We start from the raw sequence: 20,488 nt of genomic DNA, 5'->3' as shown, positions 1-20,488 counted from the left end.
CTACAACGTATCTAAGTCCGGCATTGCTTTCACCACCTCATCTAGGGCTTTCATCTGCTTCAAAAACGGTTTTAATTGGCGCAGCGGTAAAGCACAGGGGCCATCACACTTGGCGTTGTCGGGATCAGGGTGAGACTCCAAAAACAAGCCTGCGATCTTCTGTGACATCCCCGCGCGTGCCAGTTCAGTTACTTGCTGACGCCGCCCATCGGCAGAATCGGAACGGCCGCCCGGTCGTTGCAATGAGTGGGTGACATCAAAAATCACCGGGTATTGCATCGCCTTCATCACTCCAAACCCTAGCATGTCGACCACCAAGTTGTTGTAACCAAAAGATGAGCCACGTTCGCAAAGTATCAGTTGTTCGTTTCCTGCTTCTTCACATTTGTTTAGAATGTGCCGCATCTCTTCTGGCGCCAAAAACTGTGCCTTCTTGATGTTGATTACGGCGCCGGTCCGGGCCATGGCAACAACCAAGTCGGTTTGGCGGCTTAAGAATGCGGGCAGCTGAATAACATCAGCCACGTCTGCTGCGGGCTGCGCTTGACTTGGCTCATGGACATCGGTGATAACAGGTACATTAAACTGTGCTTTAACGTCCGCCAGTATGCGCAGGCCCTCGTCGAGGCCTGGACCTCGAAAGGAATGCATGGACGAACGATTGGCCTTGTCAAACGAGGCCTTAAAGACATAGGGAATATCCAGCTGCCGACACACGTCAACGTACTGTTCAGCGACGCGTAGCGCCATATCTCGGCTTTCCAAAACGTTCATGCCGCCAAACAAGGTGAATGGCTGGTCGTTGCCTACTGGCAAGGTGCCGACCTGAATAGTTTTTGTCATAGCGTGTCCTTAAATCGGCCGTGAAAATATTGTTCATCCGGGCGTAGCCCCAGACCAGAGTTGATATGTTAACAGAACAGCAGAAAAACGACATTCAGCAAGCGTATCGCGATTACCTGAAAGCACGCGATCTCAAGCCGCGCACTGGGCAGCGGCAGATGATTGCGCATATCGCACGGCAAGTGGGAGCAGCGACCTTGCAACCCGATGCGCAGCGTATTGCGGTGGTAGAGGCGGGTACCGGTACGGGTAAAACTCTGGCTTATTTGATTCCCGCTCTGGTGCTGGCGCAAACTCTTAAGAAACAGATAGTGCTGTCTACGGCCACTGTGGCCTTGCAATCACAGTTAATAGAGAAAGATTTGCCCGATGTACTGGCCTCCACATCGCTGGAGTTTGATTTTGCGCTGGGTAAAGGACGGGGCCGGTTTTTCTGTGAGGTGAATGCGGAGCAAGCGAAGAACGAGTTAGCAACGGAGGCAAACCTTTTTACGCAAGGTGGCGCGCGTACAGAGCAAACCATGGACACACTCACCCAACTGATGCAGCGTTTTCAAACCGGTGATTGGAACGGCGATATCGACGCCTTGGAAGCGCAGCCCGACTTTGCCTTGCGTAAAGCCATCACTGCGACGGGTTCTGAATGTTTGGGGGCGTTGTGCAGTCGGTACGATGGCTGCCCTTATTTTGCCAACCGACAGCGTTTGAAAGAGGCTGACGTGTTGGTGGTAAACCATGACCTGGTGCTCAGTGACATGGCGCTGGGTGGCGGGGTGGTTCTGCCGGACCCCAAGGACGTCATCTTTATCTTCGACGAAGCCCACCACCTGCCGGACAAAGCATTGAACCATTTTTCAATGCGCCTAGAGCTTACCGCGTTTCAGCGTTACATCGATGGCATTGGCCGTCATGCCACTAAGATGGTCAGTGAGCTGGCCGCGTATGATCAGCTGGGCACTGAATTGGGTGAGATGGAGTTTCAAGGTAAAGAGGCCAAGCAAAAGTTGAAGCACATCGCCATGTTGTTAGACGACGCTTGGGTGACCACCGAAGTGCGTGATGGCAGTCGGATGCAATGGCACCGTTTCGAACTCGGTGCGGTGCCAGAGACACTGAAGGTGGCTTTGGTGGAACTTACGCAGACCTTGAGGCCTATACAGACCTTTCTGAACAATGCGCACAAACACGTGAACAGTCAATTGCGCGCGCAGCATCCGCCGACCGATGTGAACCTGCTGCAAACGTGGGCACAACAAATTGCTCAGGACCTCGAACTGGTGTCCTCCGCCACAGCGTTGTCCGAGCAATATCAGAAGTCTGATGCAGATACGCCGATGGCCTATTGGTTGGAGCGCGACCCACAAGACAATGAATTGGCTTTAATGGCGAGTCCTTTCCTAGCCGGAGGGGTACTCAACGTTTATCTGTGGCAGCGCGCTTACGCCGCCGTAATGACATCGGCAACACTCAGCGCGGGCGGCGATTTTTCGCGCTTCAAAGCGCATGCCGGTGTGTATGAAGATGAACTGTTTTTACGCGTAGCCAGCCCGTTCAATTACCCCGAACAAGGTGAACTGTTGTTGCCGCTCGATGCCGTCAGTGGCGGACAGCAGGCTGCCCATACACAATACGTGGTTGATAAACTGCCGAGCTTACTGCTGGACCACCAAGCGACCTTAGTGCTGTTCTCGTCACGTGTGCAGATGAATGAGGTGTACGAGAGGCTACCGGTAGATTGGCAAAATCGTATTCAAGCTCAGGGCGTCAGCAGCAAAGAGCATATATTGCGTGAGCATGCGCGGCTCTTGGCGGATGGCTCGGCCAGTGTGATCTTTGGTCTGGCGAGCTTTTCTGAAGGTGTTGATTTGCCGGGCGACGCGTTAACTCAGGTTATCGTCGCCAAGTTGCCATTCAGTGTGCCGGATGATCCCTTGCAGTCGGCGGCGGCGGAATGGACGGAAAAGCGGGGCGGTAATCCCTTTATGCAATTGACCTTGCCGGAAGCCATCATTCGGCTGACGCAAGCAGTGGGGCGATTGATTCGTAATGAGCGTGACCATGGTCGGGTGGTGCTGCTTGATGGGCGCGTGCGCACGGCGCGCTACGGCAGTCTTATTGTTCAGGCATTGCCGCCGTTCAGACGCGCTCAATAATCTGTGCTTACTTGTTCTGGTTACGCTGTTGCGTCTGCTGCGTCAGTAGGTGCCGTGCCAACTGTTGGCGCATGCTTTCCGGCATGTCAATGAAGGTTACGTGCAAATAGAAACCATTGTCTACCGGGCGGCATTCCAGTACTTCCGCATGAGGAAAGATAGCCATATAGCTGGGCGAAAAGACTAAGGCCATGGCGATATGTGAGCCGACTGTATAAGCATAGTCAGATGAGAAACCAAGACCTCCTTCACTGATGGTGATGCGAATAGGGCGTTCATCGAGCTGATTCAACTGTTGGATTAACAAGGCCTGGCGAAACACATCAATCTTCTGGTTCAGTAAGCGAGCGAACAAAGCGGTGGGTTTGTTGTCCATCTGCTTTTCTACTTTAGCCAGTTCGGTATCCAATGCGTCGAGCGCTTGAAATGTCGTCGCCTGACGCAGTGCAGGGAAGTACTCAACCGCACTGGTCTGATCAGGGTCCCAGGCGGCAGTTAACACCCAAGCCATATCATCGATGCGGAAATAAGAGCGGCGATCGTCTTCCATTTATTTACCTACCTTAGCTTTACATGTCAGAAAACGGACAAGTACTATACACCGTCCTAAAGGACTGCACGGACCTGCCTCGTCGATGGTGGGCCAAATAGCCCTTCGACTCTTTGGATTACTATATAAGTGAAGCGGTGAATGTTACACAATCTTTCGTTTTTTATTGGTCGCCGATACATCGGTGCCAAACGGCGTAGCCATTTTATTTCCTTTATTTCCAGTGTGTCCATGATTGGCCTAACGCTCGGCGTGGCGGTACTCATTATTGTGCTGTCCGTTATGAACGGGTTTGAGCGCGAATTGCGCGAACGCATTCTTGGTATGGTGCCACATGGAAGCATCAGTGGCCAAGCGCCGATAGAGGATTGGGAGTCTTTGCGCGAGCGCATGTTGGCTCATCCGGAAGTACGGGGTGCAGCGCCTTTCATTGCTGAAACCGCGATGCTGATTTCCGATCGTGAGAGCCGCGGTGCGTTGGTGACCGGGGTTGATCCGCGGTACCTCAGTGAAGTCTCCATAATAGAGAACCACATTGTCAGTGGCTCTATGGACGCGTTGCAGGCTGGCAACTGGAATATTGTGTTAGGTGAGTCCTTGGCACGTCAAATGGGCGTTGTGCCGGGTGACCGCATCAATATGTTGGTGCCTGAAGTGTCGGTCAACATCATGGGGGTTCAACCGCGCTTCAAGCGTTTCACCGTCATTGCCTTGTTTAAGGTCGGGGCTCAGCTGGACTCCGACACTGCCTTAGTACATATTGAGGACGCGGCAACACTCAAGCGCATGCCCGGTAAAGTACAGGGCATTCAGCTGTCTTTTGATGATTTATTTCGCGCACCTGCGGTCACACGTGAGCTCGCATTTGGTTTGCAGGGGCGTTATCAATTCTCTGACTGGACGCGGACGCAAGGGAATCTATTCCAAGCCATTCAGCTTGAGAAGCGTATGGTCGGCTTGCTGCTATTTATGATAATTGCGGTGGCGGCATTCAATATCATATCCAGTCTGTTCATGTTGGTGACCGAGAAACAGTCCGACATCGCTATCCTGCGTACCATGGGGGCGCGCCCCAGTCAGATCATGGGCATCTTTATCGTGCAAGGTGGGCTGGTTGGTACCATTGGGGTAATTCTGGGTATCATTTTTGGTGTGATAGGGGCGTTGACGGTGGCAGACATTGTTGCAGCTGTAGAGCGTTTCTTTGGTTTTGAGGTGCTCGACAGTGGAGTGTACTTCATTAACTACATGCCGTCTGAGTTACGCTTTGATGATGTTTTGTTGGTGGGTGGGGCGTCATTAGTCGTAGCGTTTTTATCGACTCTGTACCCGGCTTACCGAGCCGCCAAAACCTTGCCAGCGGAGGCCTTACGTTATGAATGATGTCGTTTTGCAATGCGAAGGCTTAACCAAAGAATATCAGGTCGGTCCAGAAACCGTTCGGGTGTTTGATGACCTTGCTTTGACCATCAATGCGGGCGACATGGTGTCTATTGTTGGTGCTAGTGGTTCGGGTAAGTCGACGCTGCTGCATTTGATGGCCGGGCTCGACCTGCCTACCGCGGGACGGGTATCGATAAAGGATCGCGATTTGGCGGCAATTTCCGAGCGTGAGCGGAGTGCGTTACGTAACGAGTACCTGGGCTTTGTATTCCAGTTTCACCACCTGTTGCACGAATTTACAGCCCTAGACAACGTTTTGATGCCCGCGCGCATTTCACGTAAACCTACGAAAGAAGACATTGACTACGCGATGAGTCTATTGGACCAAGTCGGGGTGGCGCACCGCGCAAAACATAAGCCATCCGAATTGTCTGGCGGTGAGCGCCAGCGCGTGGCCATCGCACGTTCTTTGATGAATAAACCACGACTGGTGCTGATGGATGAGCCAACTGGAAATCTGGATTCCAGTAATTCGGCACAGGTGCAGCGTGTTATTCTCGGGTTGAATGAAGTGGCTAATTGCAGTTTCGTGCTGGTGACTCATAACGCCGAGCTGGCTGAGCCACTGACGAATCGGTATCGCTTGCAGGAAGGACAGTTAGTACGTTATTGATGCGCGCTCAGCGCAAATTTAAAGTGTAGTTGCGCGGCCTGCCGCGCCCGCTCTTTTGAAACTGATCGGTAAAGGACCATGCGTAAAGGATTCACGCTGCCTCTTTCCGCTGTGCGCTTCCGTGCAGCGAATATTTTCTTGTCAAAAAGTGTGCATTGGCACTCCAAGGCCTGTCTGTCGGCGTTTATTCTGTCGGGCATTGGCACTCTGTGGTCACCTGTTGGTACGCTGCTTCTTATCGCCGGTGTGTTCGTCTCATTTCGTTTGTTTGCTCGGCATTGGCAACTCGATGTGCTGATTGGCGGCTGTTTAGGCCTTGTCTTGGTGACCACCCATGTGTACTCGGCGTCTGCTGGGCGCATTCCTGAACCAAAAACCCTAGTAGCACAACCAGTAGAAGTGGAGAGGTGTTGGCCTAATCAGTGGGGTAGTCGTTGTTTGTTGCGCTTACCGACAGGTGAACGATGGTACTTAAACTGGCCACGTGATGAGCCTGTTTTTATCGGCATGCGTGCGGAAGTTGATGTACGGCTTACTCCGTGGGCAGTGCCAACGAATCCTGGGGTCTCTCCGTTTTCAGTATGGTTGCTGCGCTACGACATCACCGCGCAGGGGCGAGTCGATCAGGTTGTAGCACTACCCAGTCGGTTAGGCGTTGAAACTTTAGAAGGCGCGCGCAGCCAGTTAAGGGAGCGTGCGCTCCCCGATTTTTATCAAGGGGTCTATCAGGCATTAGTACTGGGGGACCGCGCACGTCTAGATCCCGATATGCGCAACCGCGTTGAGCGCACGCAAACGCAACACCTATTGGCCCTATCGGGCTTGCATATCGGCACCCTGGCCTTGGCAGCCTACGGATTAGCGGGGGTACTGTGGTTGCTGTGCCCGCTGGGCATTCGCCAAGACTGGCAGTATCTGGCTGCTTTGCTGGCGGCGGGCCTACTGTTGGTGATTGCATTGCCCGGTGTCAGTCTGTGGCGTGCCTTTTTGATGTTGCTGGTGCCGACAGTGGCATGGGTTTGTCGTGTGCGCTTAGGCGCGACTGAGGCTTTGCTGGTCATTGGAACAGCTATGTTGATCGCCGACCCGCGATTGGTATTGGACTTGGGTGCTTGGTTCAGTTGGTTGGCTACTGTTCTGCTGGTTATTATAGCGCTGCATAGTCAGCGCCGACCCTGGTACATCACCGCTATCTGGCTGCAGACGGTTCTGTCCTTGTTGCTGATCCCTCTCTATGCACTGTGGGAACTTCCTGTATTTCCCCTCAGTATTCCGCTGAATGTCCTGTTGATACCGCTGGTAACTTTTTGGGTGCTGCCGTCTGCTTTTTTAACGGCAATGCACATCCCTTTTGCGGACACTCTGTTTATGCTGGGTGTCGATCTGTGGTACTACCTCTTGGTGCAATTCGACCGCTTATGGGTCTGGTTCCCGGTGCTGTCGGTACTCCAGGCTTTGTTGCTACTGGTTAGCAGCCTGCTGTTGATCATCGTACGGCTTCCCAAGTCAGCATGGTGTGCTTGGCTACTGCTGTTGTTTGGTGTGAGTTGGCACAACAGCCAGCCAGCACCCTTAGCTGAAGGCGAGTTTGATGTTTGGGTGCTGGACGTCGGGCAGGCTCAAGCGGTGGTGATCGATACCGGCGGCGGGCGCGTGATGTTCGATACCGGCAATGGGGACCCCGCGCGCGTTAATTTGTATCACGCGGCGTTGCGCTGGCATTGGTGGTCACCGCACCGGCCATGGGCTGCGGTGATTATCTCTCATCTCGACCGCGATCATGCTGGCGGCTTGACCTCCGTGGCGGCGGGCTTGCGACCGCAGCGCTTCTACTCCGGACAATCCATGATGACTCCGGGCCATTGGCCAACGACAGAGTTTTGCAATCATGGTGTGGAGTTTTCTGTAAATGCGGTGCAATTCCGCTTTTTGCGTCCCTATGTGGGCTTTCTGCCGCAGGATAATAATGACGCATCCTGTATACTGCTGGTGGAGAGCGAGCATGGGCGAGTGTTGTTGACGGGCGATGCCAGCAAGCGGGTAGAGTATGGTATTCTGCAGTCTGCGCCCCCCGGAAAGATAGACTTGCTAGTCAGTGGTCATCATGGCAGTGCTACCAGCACCAGTGCCGAGTTACTGCGCTTGACGCAACCGACTTGGGTAGTGCATAGCGCCGCGCGTTATAGTCGACATGCCATTCCTGCTCCAGACGTCCTGCAACGAGTTGAGGACAGCGGGGCAATCAATCATTGCACCTGTGCGTCTGGTAGCAGGATCTATCGATTCCGTCATGCTGGAATTGTGACGGAGCGCTATGGTCATCGACTGCTGCCATGGATTAGAATCTAATTTTCGCCCTTCATTACGGGGTGTTACCCATTTTATTTTTACGTCATTAGCAATTTTAAGGAGATACTCAGTGTTCGAGATAGTTAAAGCCGGTGGTTGGTTGATGATACCGATTATCATTTCCTCTGTGCTGGCAATTGCCATCATCATCGAACGTTTCTGGGTACTGCGGGTGGATAATGTAGCGCCACGTGACTTGCTGCCAACGGTTTGGCGTCGGGTGCGCGAGAATAAATTGTCAGCCGAGTATTTGAAGGCTATCAAGCAAGAGACATGGTTGGGCAGTATTTTAGCGGCCGGGTTGCAACAGTCGCGTCTCGGCCGTGAAGCGATGAAAGACAGTATTCAGCAACAGGCTGATCAAGTTGCGCACGAAATGGAGCGCTTTCTGAACAGTCTGGGTACCATCGCCTTGATTTCGCCGTTACTGGGGCTGCTCGGAACGGTATTGGGGATGATTCAAGTATTTACCGCCATCATGGTGCAGGGTACGGGTAACGCTGGGGTTTTAGCTGGTGGTATTTCACAAGCTTTGATTACCACCGCGGCGGGCCTGTCCGTTGCGATTCCTGCCATGATCTTCCATCGCGCGTTGACGCGTCGCGTAGATACCTTGCTGGTTACCATGGAGCAAGACTGTGTGAAGCTGGTCGACGCCCTGAGCGCCGAGCCGGAAGCCTAACCCACGGGAGTACGCTATGAATTTTCGCCGCGCCCGTGAGGAAGAGATCAGTGTCAACCTGACACCCTTGATCGACGTCGTGTTTTTGTTGTTGATCTTCTTTATGGTCACCACGACCTTTACCCGGGAAACTCAGCTCGAAGTGGAATTGCCACAGGTGCAAACGGAGAATGTGCTGGGCAATGACGAGCGTATTGACGTCGTTATTGATGCCCAAGGAGGCATTGAAATCAACAATCAACTGTTGATCAATACCCAGTTTGATACGCTTAAGCGTGCCTTGGAAACAGTGATTCAACCGGGTAACGTGCAGGTTGTGGTGATCACCACCGACAAACAAACCCCCGCACAATCCTTAATGCACGTAATGGACGCCGTCGGGCAACTGGGGCATAGCCGTATTGCCTTTGCTGCTCAACTGGAGTCTGAATGAGTGTGTCATGAGCTGGCCGGTTTTCTGGCAGCGTAACACCACGCTATCCTATGTGCTGAGTCCTCTCAGTAGCCTGTACCTTTGGCTGTCAAGGCGCCATCAGCAGCGTTTGTTGCGGCGTCGTGAGGCCCTGCCAGTCCCTGTCATCGTGGTAGGGAATCTGGTGGTGGGTGGTACGGGCAAAACGCCCTTTATTCAATGGCTGGCAGAGCAACTTAAAACCCAGGGTGAGCGTCCTGCCATAGTATCGCGGGGCTATGGTGGCCGACTCACCGAGCCCACTGTACTGACGCCCGACCATCGGGCCGAGGACGTCGGCGATGAGCCATTACTACTGGCCCAAGCCACCGGTGTGCCAGTATGCATTGGTCAAGATAGGGTGGCGGCAGTGCAGTGGCTACTGCACCACCATGCAGATGTTACCGTGGTGCTCAGTGACGACGGTTTACAGCACCTCCGGCTGCCACGTGAGTTGGAGATCTGCCTGTTTGATGGGGCGGCTGGGGTTGGTAATGCCCGAGTACTGCCCGCAGGCCCGTTGCGTGAGCCGTTGAGCCGTGTGCAGCAAATCCCCTTGATCATCAGTAAAGGCAAGCCTCTGGCTGGCCTGCCCGCCAATGCGGCTGTGCCGCGGGTTATGCACCTGGGTTTAGGGCAGCCCAAGCATGTGGTGACGGGTGTTGAGCTGGTTCAGACAAAAGACAGCGTGATTGCCCTGTGTGGTATTGGCCAGCCCAACTCTTTTTTCAACGCCTTACGTGCGCAAGGCTGGCGCTTTACGGAAATGCCGCTGCGTGATCATCAACCGCTGAGCGCGCAACAAATGCGGGCGTTAACCGGTCAAACCGTCTTGATGACCAGCAAGGACGCCGTTAAATTGAAAAATCAGACGCTGCCGTTTGATGCTTACGAAGTGCCTTTGCAGGTCAGCTTTTCAGCAACGGACGAGCGGACTATCTTGAAGACCATCACTGAACATTTACCGAGGCCTCAATGAGTACCCCGTCTTTTTATGTCGTTATTCCTGCCCGTTACCAGAGTACTCGGTTACCCGGTAAGCCCTTGGCAGATATCCTCGGCAAGCCTATGGTGCAATGGGTCTATGAGGCCGCGCAGCGAAGTGCGGCGATAGGCGTGTGTATTGCTACTGACGACAAGCGAGTGGAGGCTGCCGTAGAGTCCTTCGGTGGTCGTGTACGGATGACCTCAGCAAATCATGTGTCTGGTACTGACCGGTTAGCGGAGGTAGCTGCGCAGGCAGGCTGGGCAGATGACACCATCATCGTAAATGTTCAGGGCGATGAGCCAACCATGGACCCGGCACTGATTAATCAGGTAGGTGAGCTGCTGGCCGCGCATCCGGAAGCTGGGGTTGCGACCCTGTGTGTTCCTGTCACGGATGTCGCCGAAATGAACAACCCCAACGCCGTTAAGGTGGTGCTAAGTCAGCGCGGTTTGGCGTTGTATTTCAGTCGTGCAGCCGTGCCATGGAACCGTGATGGAGAAACGTTGGCAGTACCGGGCTACCGACATCTGGGCATCTATGCCTATCGTGTATCGGCGTTGCAACAGTTTGTCAGTTGGCCGACAGGTCAATTGGAACAAGTAGAGAAACTTGAACAGTTACGTTTTCTCGAGCACGGTGTGCACATTGCTGTTGCCGTTGCCGACCTGGCGCCCCCGGCTGGCGTAGACACGCCGGAAGACTTGGCTCGGGTGATTCGTTTATTGGCAGAGCGGGAGGACGCTTAATGTCATTGACCATCAAGGTGCTGTTCGTTTGTCTTGGTAATATTTGTCGTTCGCCCACAGCCCATGGCGTGTTTGTGCAAAAGGTTAGGGCGGCTGGCTTGGCCTCGCGTATCACCGTCGACTCAGCAGGTACGGCGGCGTATCACCTCGGCAAGGCGCCGGACTCGCGGTCGCAGTTAGCGGCGAAGCAAGGCGGTTATGACTTGAGTGAGTTGCGGGCACGCCAAGTGGTAAAAGAGGACTTTCTTGAGTTCGACTACGTACTGGCGATGGATGAGCAAAACCTGAAAGAGTTACGGGTGTTGCATCAGTCGGTGGTAGGCGACGCGCGTTGTGCACCGCAGCTGTTCTTGGCGATGTTACAAGACTCAGGGCGTCCCAGTGAGGTGCCAGATCCCTATTACGGTGGCGCCGATGGGTTTGTTGAAGTATTGCAACTCTGTGAAGACGCAGCGGACGCCTTGTTACGACATATTCGAGCACAGCACAATTTATGATGATACCCACCTTGCACGCCGACTTCGATTTACAGCGCTACCACACCCTAGCTTGTCCCAGCGTTGCTGAGTATGCCGTAACGGTTACCGAGCGTAGCCATTTGTCTACGGCCTTGGCATGGGCTAAGCAACGTGCATTACCGGTGCAAGTGATTGGCGAGGGCAGTAATTTAGTGCCGCGTGATGTCGTACCTGGGTTAACAGTGATTAATCGTCTGTCAGGTGTGCGTGTGCTGAAACAGACCGCCGACCAGGTTGAATTGAGGGTTGCTGGGGGTGTTTCCTGGCACTGGCTGGTGCTGTTTTGTAGCGCTCAGCATTGGTATGGCCTTGAGAACCTGGCATTGATTCCCGGTACCGTTGGGGCAGCGCCAGTGCAAAACATAGGTGCCTATGGCGTAGAGCTTTGTGATGTGTTTGTAAGCCTGGATGCAGTTAATATTCGCAGTGGTGAGCAACATTCTTTCAGTGCCGAAGACTGCCAATTTGGTTATCGCCAGTCGGTATTCAAAGGGGTGGAAGAGGGGGCTTGGATCATCACCGCCGTAACATTGCGTCTATCGCGCCGCTTTGCACCTAATTTAACCTACGGGCCCTTGGCTGATTTAAACCCAGCGAGTTCAGCCGAGCTGATCGAACATGTCATTGCGGTACGGCAGTCAAAGCTACCGGATCCAGCCCTTATACCCAATGCTGGAAGTTTTTTTACCAATCCGATCATACCCATAGCGCAAGCGCGTAGCTTACAGCAGACCTATGCAGCCATGCCGGTGTATCCGACTGCTGATGGTGAGTTCGCTAAGGTAGCCGCTGGTTGGTTAATTGAGCAGGCTGGGTTGCGGGGTGATTACGCAGCAGATACGGGTATTGGTCCGTACGAGAAGCAGGCGCTGGTGTTGGTAAACCCTCAACGCGTTGCGTCGTCAAAAGTGATGGCGCGAGCACAAGAAATCGCGCAGATTGTGGAAGATAAATTCGGCATATCCATTGTTCCAGAGCCACGTTTGTTTCCGTAGGATAGAGACGGTGGGTTCTGCCCCAGCGTTATTAATCTCCATGCATAAAAAAGCCCGCTAACTGAGTAGCGGGCTTTTTTATGTCCAAGAATGGACGGTAAGCTGGCAACGCAAGGAGCCGTTGCCAGTTACATTTAGCGCTGGATTACTCTGCGCTATCGGTTGGAGCGCTTTGTTCCTGCTTAGCGGCGGCAGCTTCACGTTGCTTCTGACGGCGCTTTTCACGCGGATCGTTAGGTGCGCGCTTAGGGGCGCTGTCCGTAGAGGCTGTGGGCTCTTGTGCAGCAGTCTCAGTAGAGGCTTTATGCTCTGCCTTTTTCTCTGCTTTAGGCTGTGCAGTCTTTACCGCAGGCTCTGCTTTTTCTGCGGCCGGTGCACGCTCAGAAGGCTGGGCATCGGCTTTAGCGGCTGGGGCTTCACTAACAGCAGCCTCGGCTGGTTTGTCGGCAGCAACGGTGGCTGGCTGATCGCCTTCGGCAGCGTCAGTTTTCTTCGCACGCGCCGGGCGTCGGCCAGCAGGCTTGTCACCAGCGGCTTTAGTGCGAGTGCGACGCGGGCGGCTGCTTTTGGGCTTGCTCTCTTTGTCGTCTGCTTTGTTGCCGTCAACATCTGCCTTCGGTGCAACATTGCCATCGACTTCAGGAGTACTTTCTTCCGCCACAGTAGGAGCTGCCTCATTGCCAGGTGCAGGCTCAGCTTTAGGGGTCGCCTTTTCAACGGGCTTTTCCGTTGTGGCAGATTTTGCTTCAACGGGCTTCTGCACCGGTGTCTGCGCAATTTCTTGCGTGACTTCCGTTGCGGGCGCTGCCGTATTCGCTGGAGACTCGTCTCCTGGTAGCGGCTGTTTCAGCTCTTCAGGACGGTTGTCGCTGCGCTCACGGCGATTTTGCCCTTTGTTTGCACCTTGGTCACGAGGGCGGCGCGCTGGGCCAGTGCCCTTGCTTTCATTACGCGGAGCACGTGGCTCACGAGCAGTGTCAGCATTGCGATTGGTATCATTCGACCGTGGTTCCCGATTGCTATCATTGCGATCGTTACGATTGCGGTTGCCACCAGAGCGGCGACGGTTGTTACCGGGCGAACGCGTATCATCAGCCGCTGTTTCTGCTACCGGCGCGTTACCCGTGCTGGGAGTATTGCGTTGATTGCGATTAGCACCTGCGCCTTGATTACGACGGTTTCCACCACGATCTCGCCCGCCGCTACCATCGGGGCGACGATTGCGATTGCCTTGCTGGTTGTTCGACGCTGACGTGTTCTTACGTGCGCTACTGTCAGGTTGCTTATTTTCGCTACCGCCAGTAAACAAAGCAGCGATGCGCGCAAATAAGCCAGGGCCTTTGGCGCTCGGTGCTTTGGTCGCCTTAGCGGCGGGCTTGGCAGCCGGTGTTGGGGCAGGGCCAGTTGGTCCGATGATGCCGGATATTGCGGCTTCTTCAGGTTTAACTGCACGCTCAAGCACCGCTTCTTGTTCGCTGCGAACTTCCGGCAACTTCAACGCATACGATGGGGCAGACTCGTCGAGGGTCTCGTCGTCATCACGTACGCGAACCACGTCATAGTGTGGTGTTTCCATGTCAGGGTTCGGGATGACTAATACTTGAACCTTGTGTTCTTTTTCGATCTTCGCGAGGGCTTCGCGTTTTTCGTTTAACAAGAAGGTCGCTACGCTCATCGGTACGATACAGCGCACCTGCGCAGTGCGCTCTTTGAACGACTCTTCTTCGACCAAACGCAAAATAGCCAAGGCGAGGGATTTTACATCGCGAATAATGCCATGGCCTTCACAGCGCGGGCAGACGATACCGCTGGTTTCACCCAATGATGGACGCAGGCGCTGGCGTGACATTTCCAACAAACCAAAACGTGAGATACGACCAATTTGAATGCGGGCACGATCAGCGTCAGTAGCAGCCTTCAAACGGTTTTCAACTTCACGCTGATGGCGGCTCTGTGACATATCAATGAAGTCGATCACGACCAAGCCACCCATGTCGCGCAAGCGCAACTGGCGAGCAATTTCATCGGCTGCTTCACAGTTGGTGTTAAACGCCGTCTCTTCGATGTCCACACCTTTGGTGGCGCGTGATGAGTTGATGTCGATAGACACCAAAGCTTCGGTTGGATCGATCACGATAGAGCCGCCAGAAGGCAGTTTCACTTCGCGTTGAAACGCCGATTCGATTTGCGCTTCAATTTGATAGCGGCTGAACAAGGGCACTGCGTCTTGATACAGCTTAATTTTCTGCTCAAACGTCGGCATAACTTTGCGAACAAAGTCCAAGGCGTATTCGTACACCGCAGGCGCGTCAATCAGTACTTCACCGATGTCCTGGCGTAGATAATCGCGAATTGCGCGAATGATCACGTTGCTTTCTTGCAGAATCAGGAAGGGAGAAGGGCGAGTCTTGGCGGTTGCATCAATGGTTTCCCACAGCTGCAACAAGTAATCCAAATCCCACTGCAGCTCTTCGGCGGTACGGCCAATGCCAGCAGTACGTACAATAACACCCATGCCTTCAGGGATATTCACGCCATTCAACGCGTCTTTCAGTTGGGCGCGTTCTTCACCTTCGATACGGCGAGAAATACCGCCTGCACGTGGGTTGTTCGGCATCAGTACCAAGTAGCGGCCGGCCAGACTGATCAGGGTGGTCAGGGCTGCGCCCTTGGTGCCACGCTCTTCTTTATCTACCTGAACAATGACCTCAGTACCTTCAGCCAACACATCTTTAATATTGATGCGGCCTTGTACGTTGGGGTCCCTGAAGTAACTGCGAGAAATTTCTTTCAGTGGCAAGAAGCCGTGGCGGTCGGAGCCGAAATCAACAAATGCGGCTTCTAGTGAGGGTTCAACGCGGGTAATTTTACCCTTGTAGATGTTAGCTTTCTTTTGTTCGCGGGAGCCGGTTTCAATATCGAGATCGTATAGGAACTGGCCGTCGACAAGAGCAACCCGAATCTCTTCAGACTGGGTTGCGTTGATCAGCATTCTTTTCATGTAGAATCTGTACTCTAATCCATGGTTTACGGAAAGAGCAACAGCATTTAGTGCGCCTGAATACGCAGCCTGTAAGGCATCTTGGCAGCCACAGAGCGGACTCTGAGGCCTGAAAATTTCATCGGTAAACGGGCAGCGACGGAAAGAGACTTGGTCTCAGTTTAACCTGCTATTTTCTGTAGTACGTCAGCCAACTCATCTATATGAGTGAAACGATAATATCCGGTTTGTACGTACTATCTGGATCAAGGAGCAGGGTCCGTGGAGCACCTTTACGGTAGCATTCAGCAAACCTAAATTCTGTTGCTCGCTATGCCGTCGCCGCATAAAGGAAGAGCCACTGAGTGTGAACGGCGGGCTTATCGCTACGCACCTGACTGCCGGGTCACTGATGGCCAGAAAAACTGGGCTGGACGGCGGCGTCTTCAATATCATCGCGCATGTTGTCGCGATGCCTCTGTGGCCCCCAACAGTATGGGAGGCGGACAAAACTAAGTCACTGCTTGGTGTTCGGCGTGTTCGGGGCCGCACCCTTACAGCAGCGCACAAGCAATATAGCAGAAAAAGCTAAGGCATCAAATGGTATTCATGTTATCGCCAATTTAGTGATGGGCTTTTTGTCCTGACGCTATGCTAGAATCCCGTTTTCAGAGCGGCTCGGTGTTGTAATGCGTGTCGATCCGTACCTTCATTAAAAAGATATCTACATGACAGAAAAGCCCGAGAAAGCCGTACAGTTCCTAGTGATTGATGAAAAACACGCCGGTCAGCGCTTAGACAATTTTTTACTTGCGGTGCGGCGTGGTGTGCCCAAGTCATTGATTTATCGGGTGATTCGCAAGGGTGAGGTGCGCGTCAATAAAAAGCGTTGCAAGCCGCTCGATAAATTGATGTTGGGTGATGAAGTCAGAATACCGCCGATGGATTTCACTCAGCCAGGTGAAGCAGCGGTCCCCTCTAAGGGGTTCAGCAATGCCTTGCGTGACCGGGTGCTGTGGGACGATGACGCCCTGTTGGTGATCGATAAACCCAGTGGTCTGGCGGTGCATGGTGGTAGCGGTATTCACCTGGGCATGATTGAGAGCTTACGCCAGATATTTCCAGAATATCGCTTTTTGGAGCTAGTCCATCGCTTGGACCGTGACACGTCTGGCTGTGTCATGGTGGCGAAAAAGCGCAGTGCACTAAAAGTGCTGCATGAAATGCTGCGCCAGCGTAAGTTAGACAAAGGTTATCTGTGTCTGGTGCACGGGGCCTGGCCGGAAGAGGTTCGGAAAGTACAAGAGCCGCTGCGTAAGCAGGTGCTGCAATCGGGTGAGCGCTTGGTCAAGGTGGATGTCGACGAAGGCAAGCCATCCGACACCCGCTTCCGTGTCGTACAACGGTTTGGCGATGTCGCCACATTAATGGCGGCCTTTCCCAAGACAGGGCGAACGCATCAGATTCGTGTGCATGCCTTGTCACAAGGCCATGTGATCATGGGTGATGACAAATATGCGACGCAAGAAGAACTGGCCGAGGCCAAACAGCTTGGCGTGCGCCGCTTGCTGTTACATGCGGCGAGCTTGCGCTTACCCCACCCTTTTACTCAAGAGGAAGTGCGTATTGAGGCTGCTATGCCCGATGCATTTCGTGATGTTATGAATGGGCTGACACAGTCAATGGCAGACTCTACAGGAGATTAATGTAATGGAGCGAATGGAAAATTCAGAGCAAGAGCGTCAGAGTCGTCGCGAGTGGCATTTGATCGAAAAAGTGGTCATGACCCACAGTGAGGAGCTGAAGAAAAGCCGTCGCTGGGGTATCGTTTTCAAGTCGCTGACTTTCGCTTACTTGTTTGTGATCCTGTTTTTTGTTTTTCAGAACGCCATGCCGCGTTCAGATAAGCAGGTATCAACCGGCGGTCATACGGCGGTTGTGCAATTAAAAGGAGCCATTGCCGATGGGTCTGATGCGTCCTACGCGCAGTTACGCCGGCCGCTGCGCCAAGCCTTCGCGCATCCGGACACGCTGGCTGTGGTGCTGGAAGTCAATTCGCCAGGTGGCAGTCCGGTGCAGTCGCAGATGATTTACGATCTGGTTTTGGAGTTGCGCGCCGAGTATCCAGATATTCCATTGTATGCGGTGATCGGAGAGATTGGCGCGAGCGGAGCCTATTTTGTGGCGGCTGCGGCTGACGAAATTTATGCCAGTGGTTCCAGCTTGGTGGGATCAATCGGTGTGGTGTCGGGCGGCTTTGGCTTTCATGAGGCCATGGAGCGTTTGGGCATTGAGCGTCGCTTGTATACGGCGGGCACGAATAAAGGCTTTCTCGACTCATTTTCTCCAGAGCGTGACGAGGAGGTCGCCCACTGGGAAACCGTGCTTAGTGATGTGCATCAGCAATTTATCGATGCGGTGGTCTCCGGGCGAGGTGATCGTCTAGTGGACGATGAGCGAATTTTTAATGGCTATATGTGGTCTGGTGCGCAATCGCAAAGTTTAGGCTTGGTGGATGGCTTGGCAACCGTGCACAGTTTGGCTGAGCAAATCGAAGCGCCGGAACTACTCTACTTCGATCCGCCAAAAGATCCGTTGCGCAAACTGCTGGAAGACTTCGGTGTGTCCGTGGGGCAGGGTATTGCGGCGCGTGTCATGAGCATGGATGGCGATGCGTTGCGCTTAAAGTAGGCTGGGAAGCCAGCCTACTTATGGTTTGATGTTTAGAGCACCGGCATGCCTTGACGTTGCAGTGCGCCACACAGGGCGATGAGCGGCAGTCCGATCAGGCTGGTTGGGTCGGCCCCAAGGTGGCGCGCGAACAGGGCGCTACCGAGGCCTTCTGATTTAAAACTGCCCGCACAGTCGAGTGGCATCTCCAGTTCAATGTATCGATGTATTTCGGCATCGGATAATTCGCGGAACTGGATTTCATAGCGATCGACCAGTGTTTCTTTTTGTCCAGTAGCCGTATTCAGAACGCAAAGGCCAGTGTAGAAAACAACTGTTTTGCCGCTTGATGCACGCAGTTGCTCAAAGGCCTTTTCCATCGAGCCGGGCTTGCCTACTGGGGTTATATCGTCGAGCGTGGACACCTGGTCGCTGCCAATGATTAGGCTGTCCGGGTGCAGGGCCACTAAGCTTTCTGCTTTCAGGTTCGCCAGGCGCAACGCCAACTCTTCGGGCATTTCCCCGTTGAGCGGCGTTTCGTCGGCGTCTGGACGTGCTGTTTTAAAGGTTAAATGCAGTCGCGACAGCAATTCTTTACGGTATGGTGAGGTTGAAGCTAGAATTAATTGCATATTTTTCATTTTCATTTTGACAGTAGCAGGGGTGGAGAATATCATACTGCGCCCATGACAAACTCAGCGCTTCCTAATTTTTTTGAACCTTACCGTCTGGCAGATCGACAAGCCAGTTTTAATGGTCAGGTTTCAGTGGATCTTTTACCTCGTGTGAAGGAAGCGGTGGTGGCTGCTGAGTCGATGATGTTATCGGTCGAGTTCAGTAGAGATCAAGATGGTTATCGAGTGGCTACCGGAAAGGTGGCGGGGCAGGTTACACTAACGTGTGAACGTTGCATGGGCGATATGCCCTTTACACTGGATACCGGGTTTGAGATGGCGTTAGTGGCTGAAGAGTCACAGTTGGCATCTTTGCCCAAACGATATGATCCGTGGTTGGTGACCCCTGGCGCAGAGGTCTCCGTTGCGGAATTGTTGGAAGATACCATCCTTCTGGCAATACCGGTGTTCCCAAAGCATCCGCCTGAGGAATGTCGGATAAAAATGTCTTTCGGAGCCGAGAACGAAGACGATGAAGCGTTGGAAAGTTCGGCACCAGAGAAACCTAATCCGTTTAGCATCCTGGCTGACTTAAAAGCCAGTCAGAAAAAGTAGGAGTAATTGTACAATGGCCGTTCAACAGAACAAAAAGACCCGTGCTCGTCGTGGTGATCGTCGTTCGCACGACGCACTGGGTACTGCAGCACTGTCTGAAGACAGCGTAACAGGCGAAAAGCACCTGCGTCACCATGTGACCCCTGACGGTTTCTACCGTGGTCGCAAGGTTGTTGACAAGGGTGACGAATAATCTCTTCTGAGATTATCACTTGATACGACTCGCAGTTGATATGCACGGCGGTGACCACGGTCCCGCCGTTGTTCTTTCTGCAGCGCTCAATTTCGTTGAGCACTACTCTGATGTACATCTTTGTCTGTTTGGCGATACCCGTCAGGTAGCTGCTTGGCAGCCGACATTTGCACAATATCAAAATCGCGTGACCTGGTGTCACGGCCAACATTACCCTCAACACGAATCTTCTTTACGCCAGCTATTAAACGCGCCTGAGCCAGATGACGCATTGGCGATGGCCTTACGCTCTGCTGTTTCCGGGAGTGCCAATGAAGACACCTGTGCCGCCATCGTTACAGCAGCAGATACCCGAACGTTAATGATCCGTGCACGGCAATGCCTAGGCTATCGAGAAGGCGTTAAGCGGCCCGCTTTAGGGGCCTGGATTCCGGGGTACACTGGGCCGGTCTTGGCGCTGGACGTTGGAGCGTCTGTCGTTGCCGACGCCGATGATATGTTGCAGTCGGCGCTCATGGGACACCGATTTCTAAAGGCACATCAATATGAACGTACGCCGCGCATTGGTTTATTGAACATCGGCCATGAAGCGCACAAGGCCAGCCAGCGTTTGGCTGCTGCGCATGCCTTATTTGGTCAACAGGATGCGTTGGACTATCGCGGTTATGTCGAACCAAGAGCCGTTTTTGCTAACGAAGTTGACATGGTCATCACGGATGGCTTTACCGGCAATGTGATGTTGAAATCCATGGAGGCGACGGCGGACTATATCAAGCATCGAGTCTTCGACGTCTTGACCGAGCGCTGGTATGGTCGCATGTTGGGGCTCTTAACGGCTCGGCTGTTTGCGTCCGATTTTGCCAGTGTCAACGCCGAGCGCCACAACGGTGCGCCACTCCTTGGGGTGAATGGTTGGGTGGTAAAGAGTCACGGCAATGCTAAGGCAGTGGCTTTCGGTCAGGCCTTGCAGCAAGCCCGGCATGCGGTGCGTTTGGGTGTGCCGGAACGCATGTGGGTGGAGTAGGTACCGGGATTGTTCGCTTCGGGGCAAAAGTATTTTGCCGCCTTACCCTTGGCATTTCGGC

Annotated in this window: 19 protein-coding genes; 15 read left to right on the top strand and 4 right to left on the bottom strand. The window is 53.5% G+C overall.

Annotated elements, in window-relative coordinates:
- Positions 1-843, bottom strand: a complete 843-nt coding sequence (gene kdsA / locus NFC81_RS08065) for a 3-deoxy-8-phosphooctulonate synthase (RefSeq protein ID WP_304993977.1) — start codon at positions 841-843, stop codon at positions 1-3.
- A 65-nt stretch (positions 844-908) separates the two neighbouring features.
- Between kdsA and dinG the strand changes: the two genes are divergently transcribed.
- Entirely contained in the window at positions 909-2,996 is a 2,088-nt protein-coding gene (dinG, locus tag NFC81_RS08060; protein ID WP_304993976.1) for an ATP-dependent DNA helicase DinG, read from the top strand.
- Between the two features lie 7 nt (positions 2,997-3,003).
- Here the strand turns inward: dinG and NFC81_RS08055 are convergent, their stop codons facing one another.
- Entirely contained in the window at positions 3,004-3,546 is a 543-nt protein-coding gene (locus NFC81_RS08055) for a PilZ domain-containing protein (protein ID WP_304993975.1), read from the bottom strand.
- Between the two features lie 141 nt (positions 3,547-3,687).
- On the opposite strand from NFC81_RS08055, the gene NFC81_RS08050 reads away from it, so the two are divergent.
- From NFC81_RS08050 to murB, 9 genes are all read left to right on the top strand, one after another.
- Positions 3,688-4,929, top strand: a complete 1,242-nt coding sequence (locus tag NFC81_RS08050) for a lipoprotein-releasing ABC transporter permease subunit (RefSeq protein WP_304993974.1) — start codon at positions 3,688-3,690, stop codon at positions 4,927-4,929.
- On the top strand, positions 4,922-5,602 hold the full coding sequence (locus tag NFC81_RS08045; RefSeq protein WP_304993973.1) for an ABC transporter ATP-binding protein: 681 nt from the start codon (positions 4,922-4,924) through the stop codon (positions 5,600-5,602). Before NFC81_RS08050 ends, NFC81_RS08045 begins: the two co-directional genes overlap by 8 nt.
- Positions 5,603-5,680: 78 nt before the next feature.
- Positions 5,681-7,951, top strand: a complete 2,271-nt coding sequence (locus NFC81_RS08040) for a DNA internalization-related competence protein ComEC/Rec2 (RefSeq protein ID WP_304993972.1) — start codon at positions 5,681-5,683, stop codon at positions 7,949-7,951.
- A gap of 70 nt (positions 7,952-8,021) precedes the next feature.
- The gene (locus NFC81_RS08035; protein ID WP_304993971.1) at positions 8,022-8,633 is read left to right on the top strand and encodes a MotA/TolQ/ExbB proton channel family protein; all 612 of its coding nucleotides are present in this window, start codon (positions 8,022-8,024) and stop codon (positions 8,631-8,633) included.
- 16 nt (positions 8,634-8,649) lie between these two features.
- Positions 8,650-9,066, top strand: coding sequence for a biopolymer transporter ExbD (locus tag NFC81_RS08030; RefSeq protein WP_304993970.1), 417 nt, complete (start codon positions 8,650-8,652; stop codon positions 9,064-9,066).
- 7 nt (positions 9,067-9,073) lie between these two features.
- The gene (lpxK, locus tag NFC81_RS08025; RefSeq protein WP_304993969.1) at positions 9,074-10,063 is read left to right on the top strand and encodes a tetraacyldisaccharide 4'-kinase; all 990 of its coding nucleotides are present in this window, start codon (positions 9,074-9,076) and stop codon (positions 10,061-10,063) included.
- Positions 10,060-10,818, top strand: coding sequence for a 3-deoxy-manno-octulosonate cytidylyltransferase (gene kdsB / locus NFC81_RS08020; RefSeq protein WP_304993968.1), 759 nt, complete (start codon positions 10,060-10,062; stop codon positions 10,816-10,818). Before lpxK ends, kdsB begins: the two co-directional genes overlap by 4 nt.
- Positions 10,818-11,315 (top strand): low molecular weight protein-tyrosine-phosphatase, encoded by a 498-nt coding sequence (locus NFC81_RS08015; protein ID WP_304993967.1) that lies wholly within the window; start codon positions 10,818-10,820, stop codon positions 11,313-11,315. Before kdsB ends, NFC81_RS08015 begins: the two co-directional genes overlap by 1 nt.
- Positions 11,312-12,331 carry a UDP-N-acetylmuramate dehydrogenase gene (gene murB / locus NFC81_RS08010; protein WP_304993966.1) on the top strand — a complete coding sequence of 340 codons (1,020 nt, stop codon included), beginning with the start codon at positions 11,312-11,314 and terminating at the stop codon, positions 12,329-12,331. Before NFC81_RS08015 ends, murB begins: the two co-directional genes overlap by 4 nt.
- Positions 12,332-12,476: 145 nt before the next feature.
- Here the strand turns inward: murB and rne are convergent, their stop codons facing one another.
- Positions 12,477-15,323, bottom strand: coding sequence for a ribonuclease E (gene rne / locus NFC81_RS08005; RefSeq protein WP_370529906.1), 2,847 nt, complete (start codon positions 15,321-15,323; stop codon positions 12,477-12,479).
- Positions 15,324-16,039: 716 nt separating this feature from the next.
- On the opposite strand from rne, the gene rluC reads away from it, so the two are divergent.
- Together rluC and NFC81_RS07995 are read left to right on the top strand one after the other, a co-directional pair.
- A complete protein-coding gene (gene rluC / locus NFC81_RS08000) occupies positions 16,040-17,017 on the top strand; it encodes a 23S rRNA pseudouridine(955/2504/2580) synthase RluC (RefSeq protein ID WP_304993963.1) in 978 nt (325 codons plus the stop codon).
- A gap of 4 nt (positions 17,018-17,021) precedes the next feature.
- On the top strand, positions 17,022-18,002 hold the full coding sequence (locus tag NFC81_RS07995; protein ID WP_304993962.1) for a S49 family peptidase: 981 nt from the start codon (positions 17,022-17,024) through the stop codon (positions 18,000-18,002).
- Positions 18,003-18,034: 32 nt separating this feature from the next.
- On the opposite strand, the gene NFC81_RS07990 is transcribed toward NFC81_RS07995, so the two are convergent.
- Positions 18,035-18,613 (bottom strand): Maf family nucleotide pyrophosphatase, encoded by a 579-nt coding sequence (locus tag NFC81_RS07990; protein WP_304993961.1) that lies wholly within the window; start codon positions 18,611-18,613, stop codon positions 18,035-18,037.
- A gap of 135 nt (positions 18,614-18,748) precedes the next feature.
- Between NFC81_RS07990 and NFC81_RS07985 the strand changes: the two genes are divergently transcribed.
- From NFC81_RS07985 to NFC81_RS07975, 3 genes are read left to right on the top strand one after another with little or no spacing between them, the layout of a single operon-like run.
- The gene (locus tag NFC81_RS07985) at positions 18,749-19,210 is read left to right on the top strand and encodes a YceD family protein (protein WP_304993960.1); all 462 of its coding nucleotides are present in this window, start codon (positions 18,749-18,751) and stop codon (positions 19,208-19,210) included.
- Positions 19,211-19,223: 13 nt separating this feature from the next.
- The gene (rpmF, locus tag NFC81_RS07980; protein WP_304993959.1) at positions 19,224-19,403 is read left to right on the top strand and encodes a 50S ribosomal protein L32; all 180 of its coding nucleotides are present in this window, start codon (positions 19,224-19,226) and stop codon (positions 19,401-19,403) included.
- Positions 19,404-19,422: 19 nt separating this feature from the next.
- Positions 19,423-20,427, top strand: coding sequence for a hypothetical protein (locus NFC81_RS07975; RefSeq protein WP_304993958.1), 1,005 nt, complete (start codon positions 19,423-19,425; stop codon positions 20,425-20,427).
- The last annotated feature ends 61 nt before the right edge of the window (positions 20,428-20,488 follow it).

It is taken from the genome of Salinispirillum sp. LH 10-3-1, from assembly GCF_030643825.1.
Classification (GTDB): domain Bacteria; phylum Pseudomonadota; class Gammaproteobacteria; order Pseudomonadales; family Natronospirillaceae; genus Salinispirillum.
This window is presented reverse-complemented; position numbering and strand designations above follow the sequence as displayed.

Excerpts from the sequence above, each read along its gene's own strand:
- NFC81_RS08050 (WP_304993974.1), top strand. The coding sequence starts at position 3,688 with ATGTTACACAATCTTTCGTTTTTTATTGGTCGCCGATACATCGGTGCC.
- NFC81_RS07990 (WP_304993961.1), bottom strand. The coding sequence starts at position 18,613 with ATGCAATTAATTCTAGCTTCAACCTCACCATACCGTAAAGAATTGCTG.
- NFC81_RS07995 (WP_304993962.1), top strand. The coding sequence starts at position 17,022 with ATGGAGCGAATGGAAAATTCAGAGCAAGAGCGTCAGAGTCGTCGCGAG.
- rne (WP_370529906.1), bottom strand. The coding sequence starts at position 15,323 with ATGCTGATCAACGCAACCCAGTCTGAAGAGATTCGGGTTGCTCTTGTC.
- lpxK (WP_304993969.1), top strand. The coding sequence starts at position 9,074 with ATGAGCTGGCCGGTTTTCTGGCAGCGTAACACCACGCTATCCTATGTG.
- NFC81_RS08040 (WP_304993972.1), top strand. The coding sequence starts at position 5,681 with ATGCGTAAAGGATTCACGCTGCCTCTTTCCGCTGTGCGCTTCCGTGCA.
- rluC (WP_304993963.1), top strand. The coding sequence starts at position 16,040 with ATGACAGAAAAGCCCGAGAAAGCCGTACAGTTCCTAGTGATTGATGAA.
- rpmF (WP_304993959.1), top strand. The coding sequence starts at position 19,224 with ATGGCCGTTCAACAGAACAAAAAGACCCGTGCTCGTCGTGGTGATCGT.
- dinG (WP_304993976.1), top strand. The coding sequence starts at position 909 with ATGTTAACAGAACAGCAGAAAAACGACATTCAGCAAGCGTATCGCGAT.
- NFC81_RS08015 (WP_304993967.1), top strand. The coding sequence starts at position 10,818 with ATGTCATTGACCATCAAGGTGCTGTTCGTTTGTCTTGGTAATATTTGT.
- NFC81_RS08045 (WP_304993973.1), top strand. The coding sequence starts at position 4,922 with ATGAATGATGTCGTTTTGCAATGCGAAGGCTTAACCAAAGAATATCAG.
- NFC81_RS08030 (WP_304993970.1), top strand. The coding sequence starts at position 8,650 with ATGAATTTTCGCCGCGCCCGTGAGGAAGAGATCAGTGTCAACCTGACA.
- murB (WP_304993966.1), top strand. The coding sequence starts at position 11,312 with ATGATGATACCCACCTTGCACGCCGACTTCGATTTACAGCGCTACCAC.
- kdsB (WP_304993968.1), top strand. The coding sequence starts at position 10,060 with ATGAGTACCCCGTCTTTTTATGTCGTTATTCCTGCCCGTTACCAGAGT.
- NFC81_RS08055 (WP_304993975.1), bottom strand. The coding sequence starts at position 3,546 with ATGGAAGACGATCGCCGCTCTTATTTCCGCATCGATGATATGGCTTGG.
- kdsA (WP_304993977.1), bottom strand. The coding sequence starts at position 843 with ATGACAAAAACTATTCAGGTCGGCACCTTGCCAGTAGGCAACGACCAG.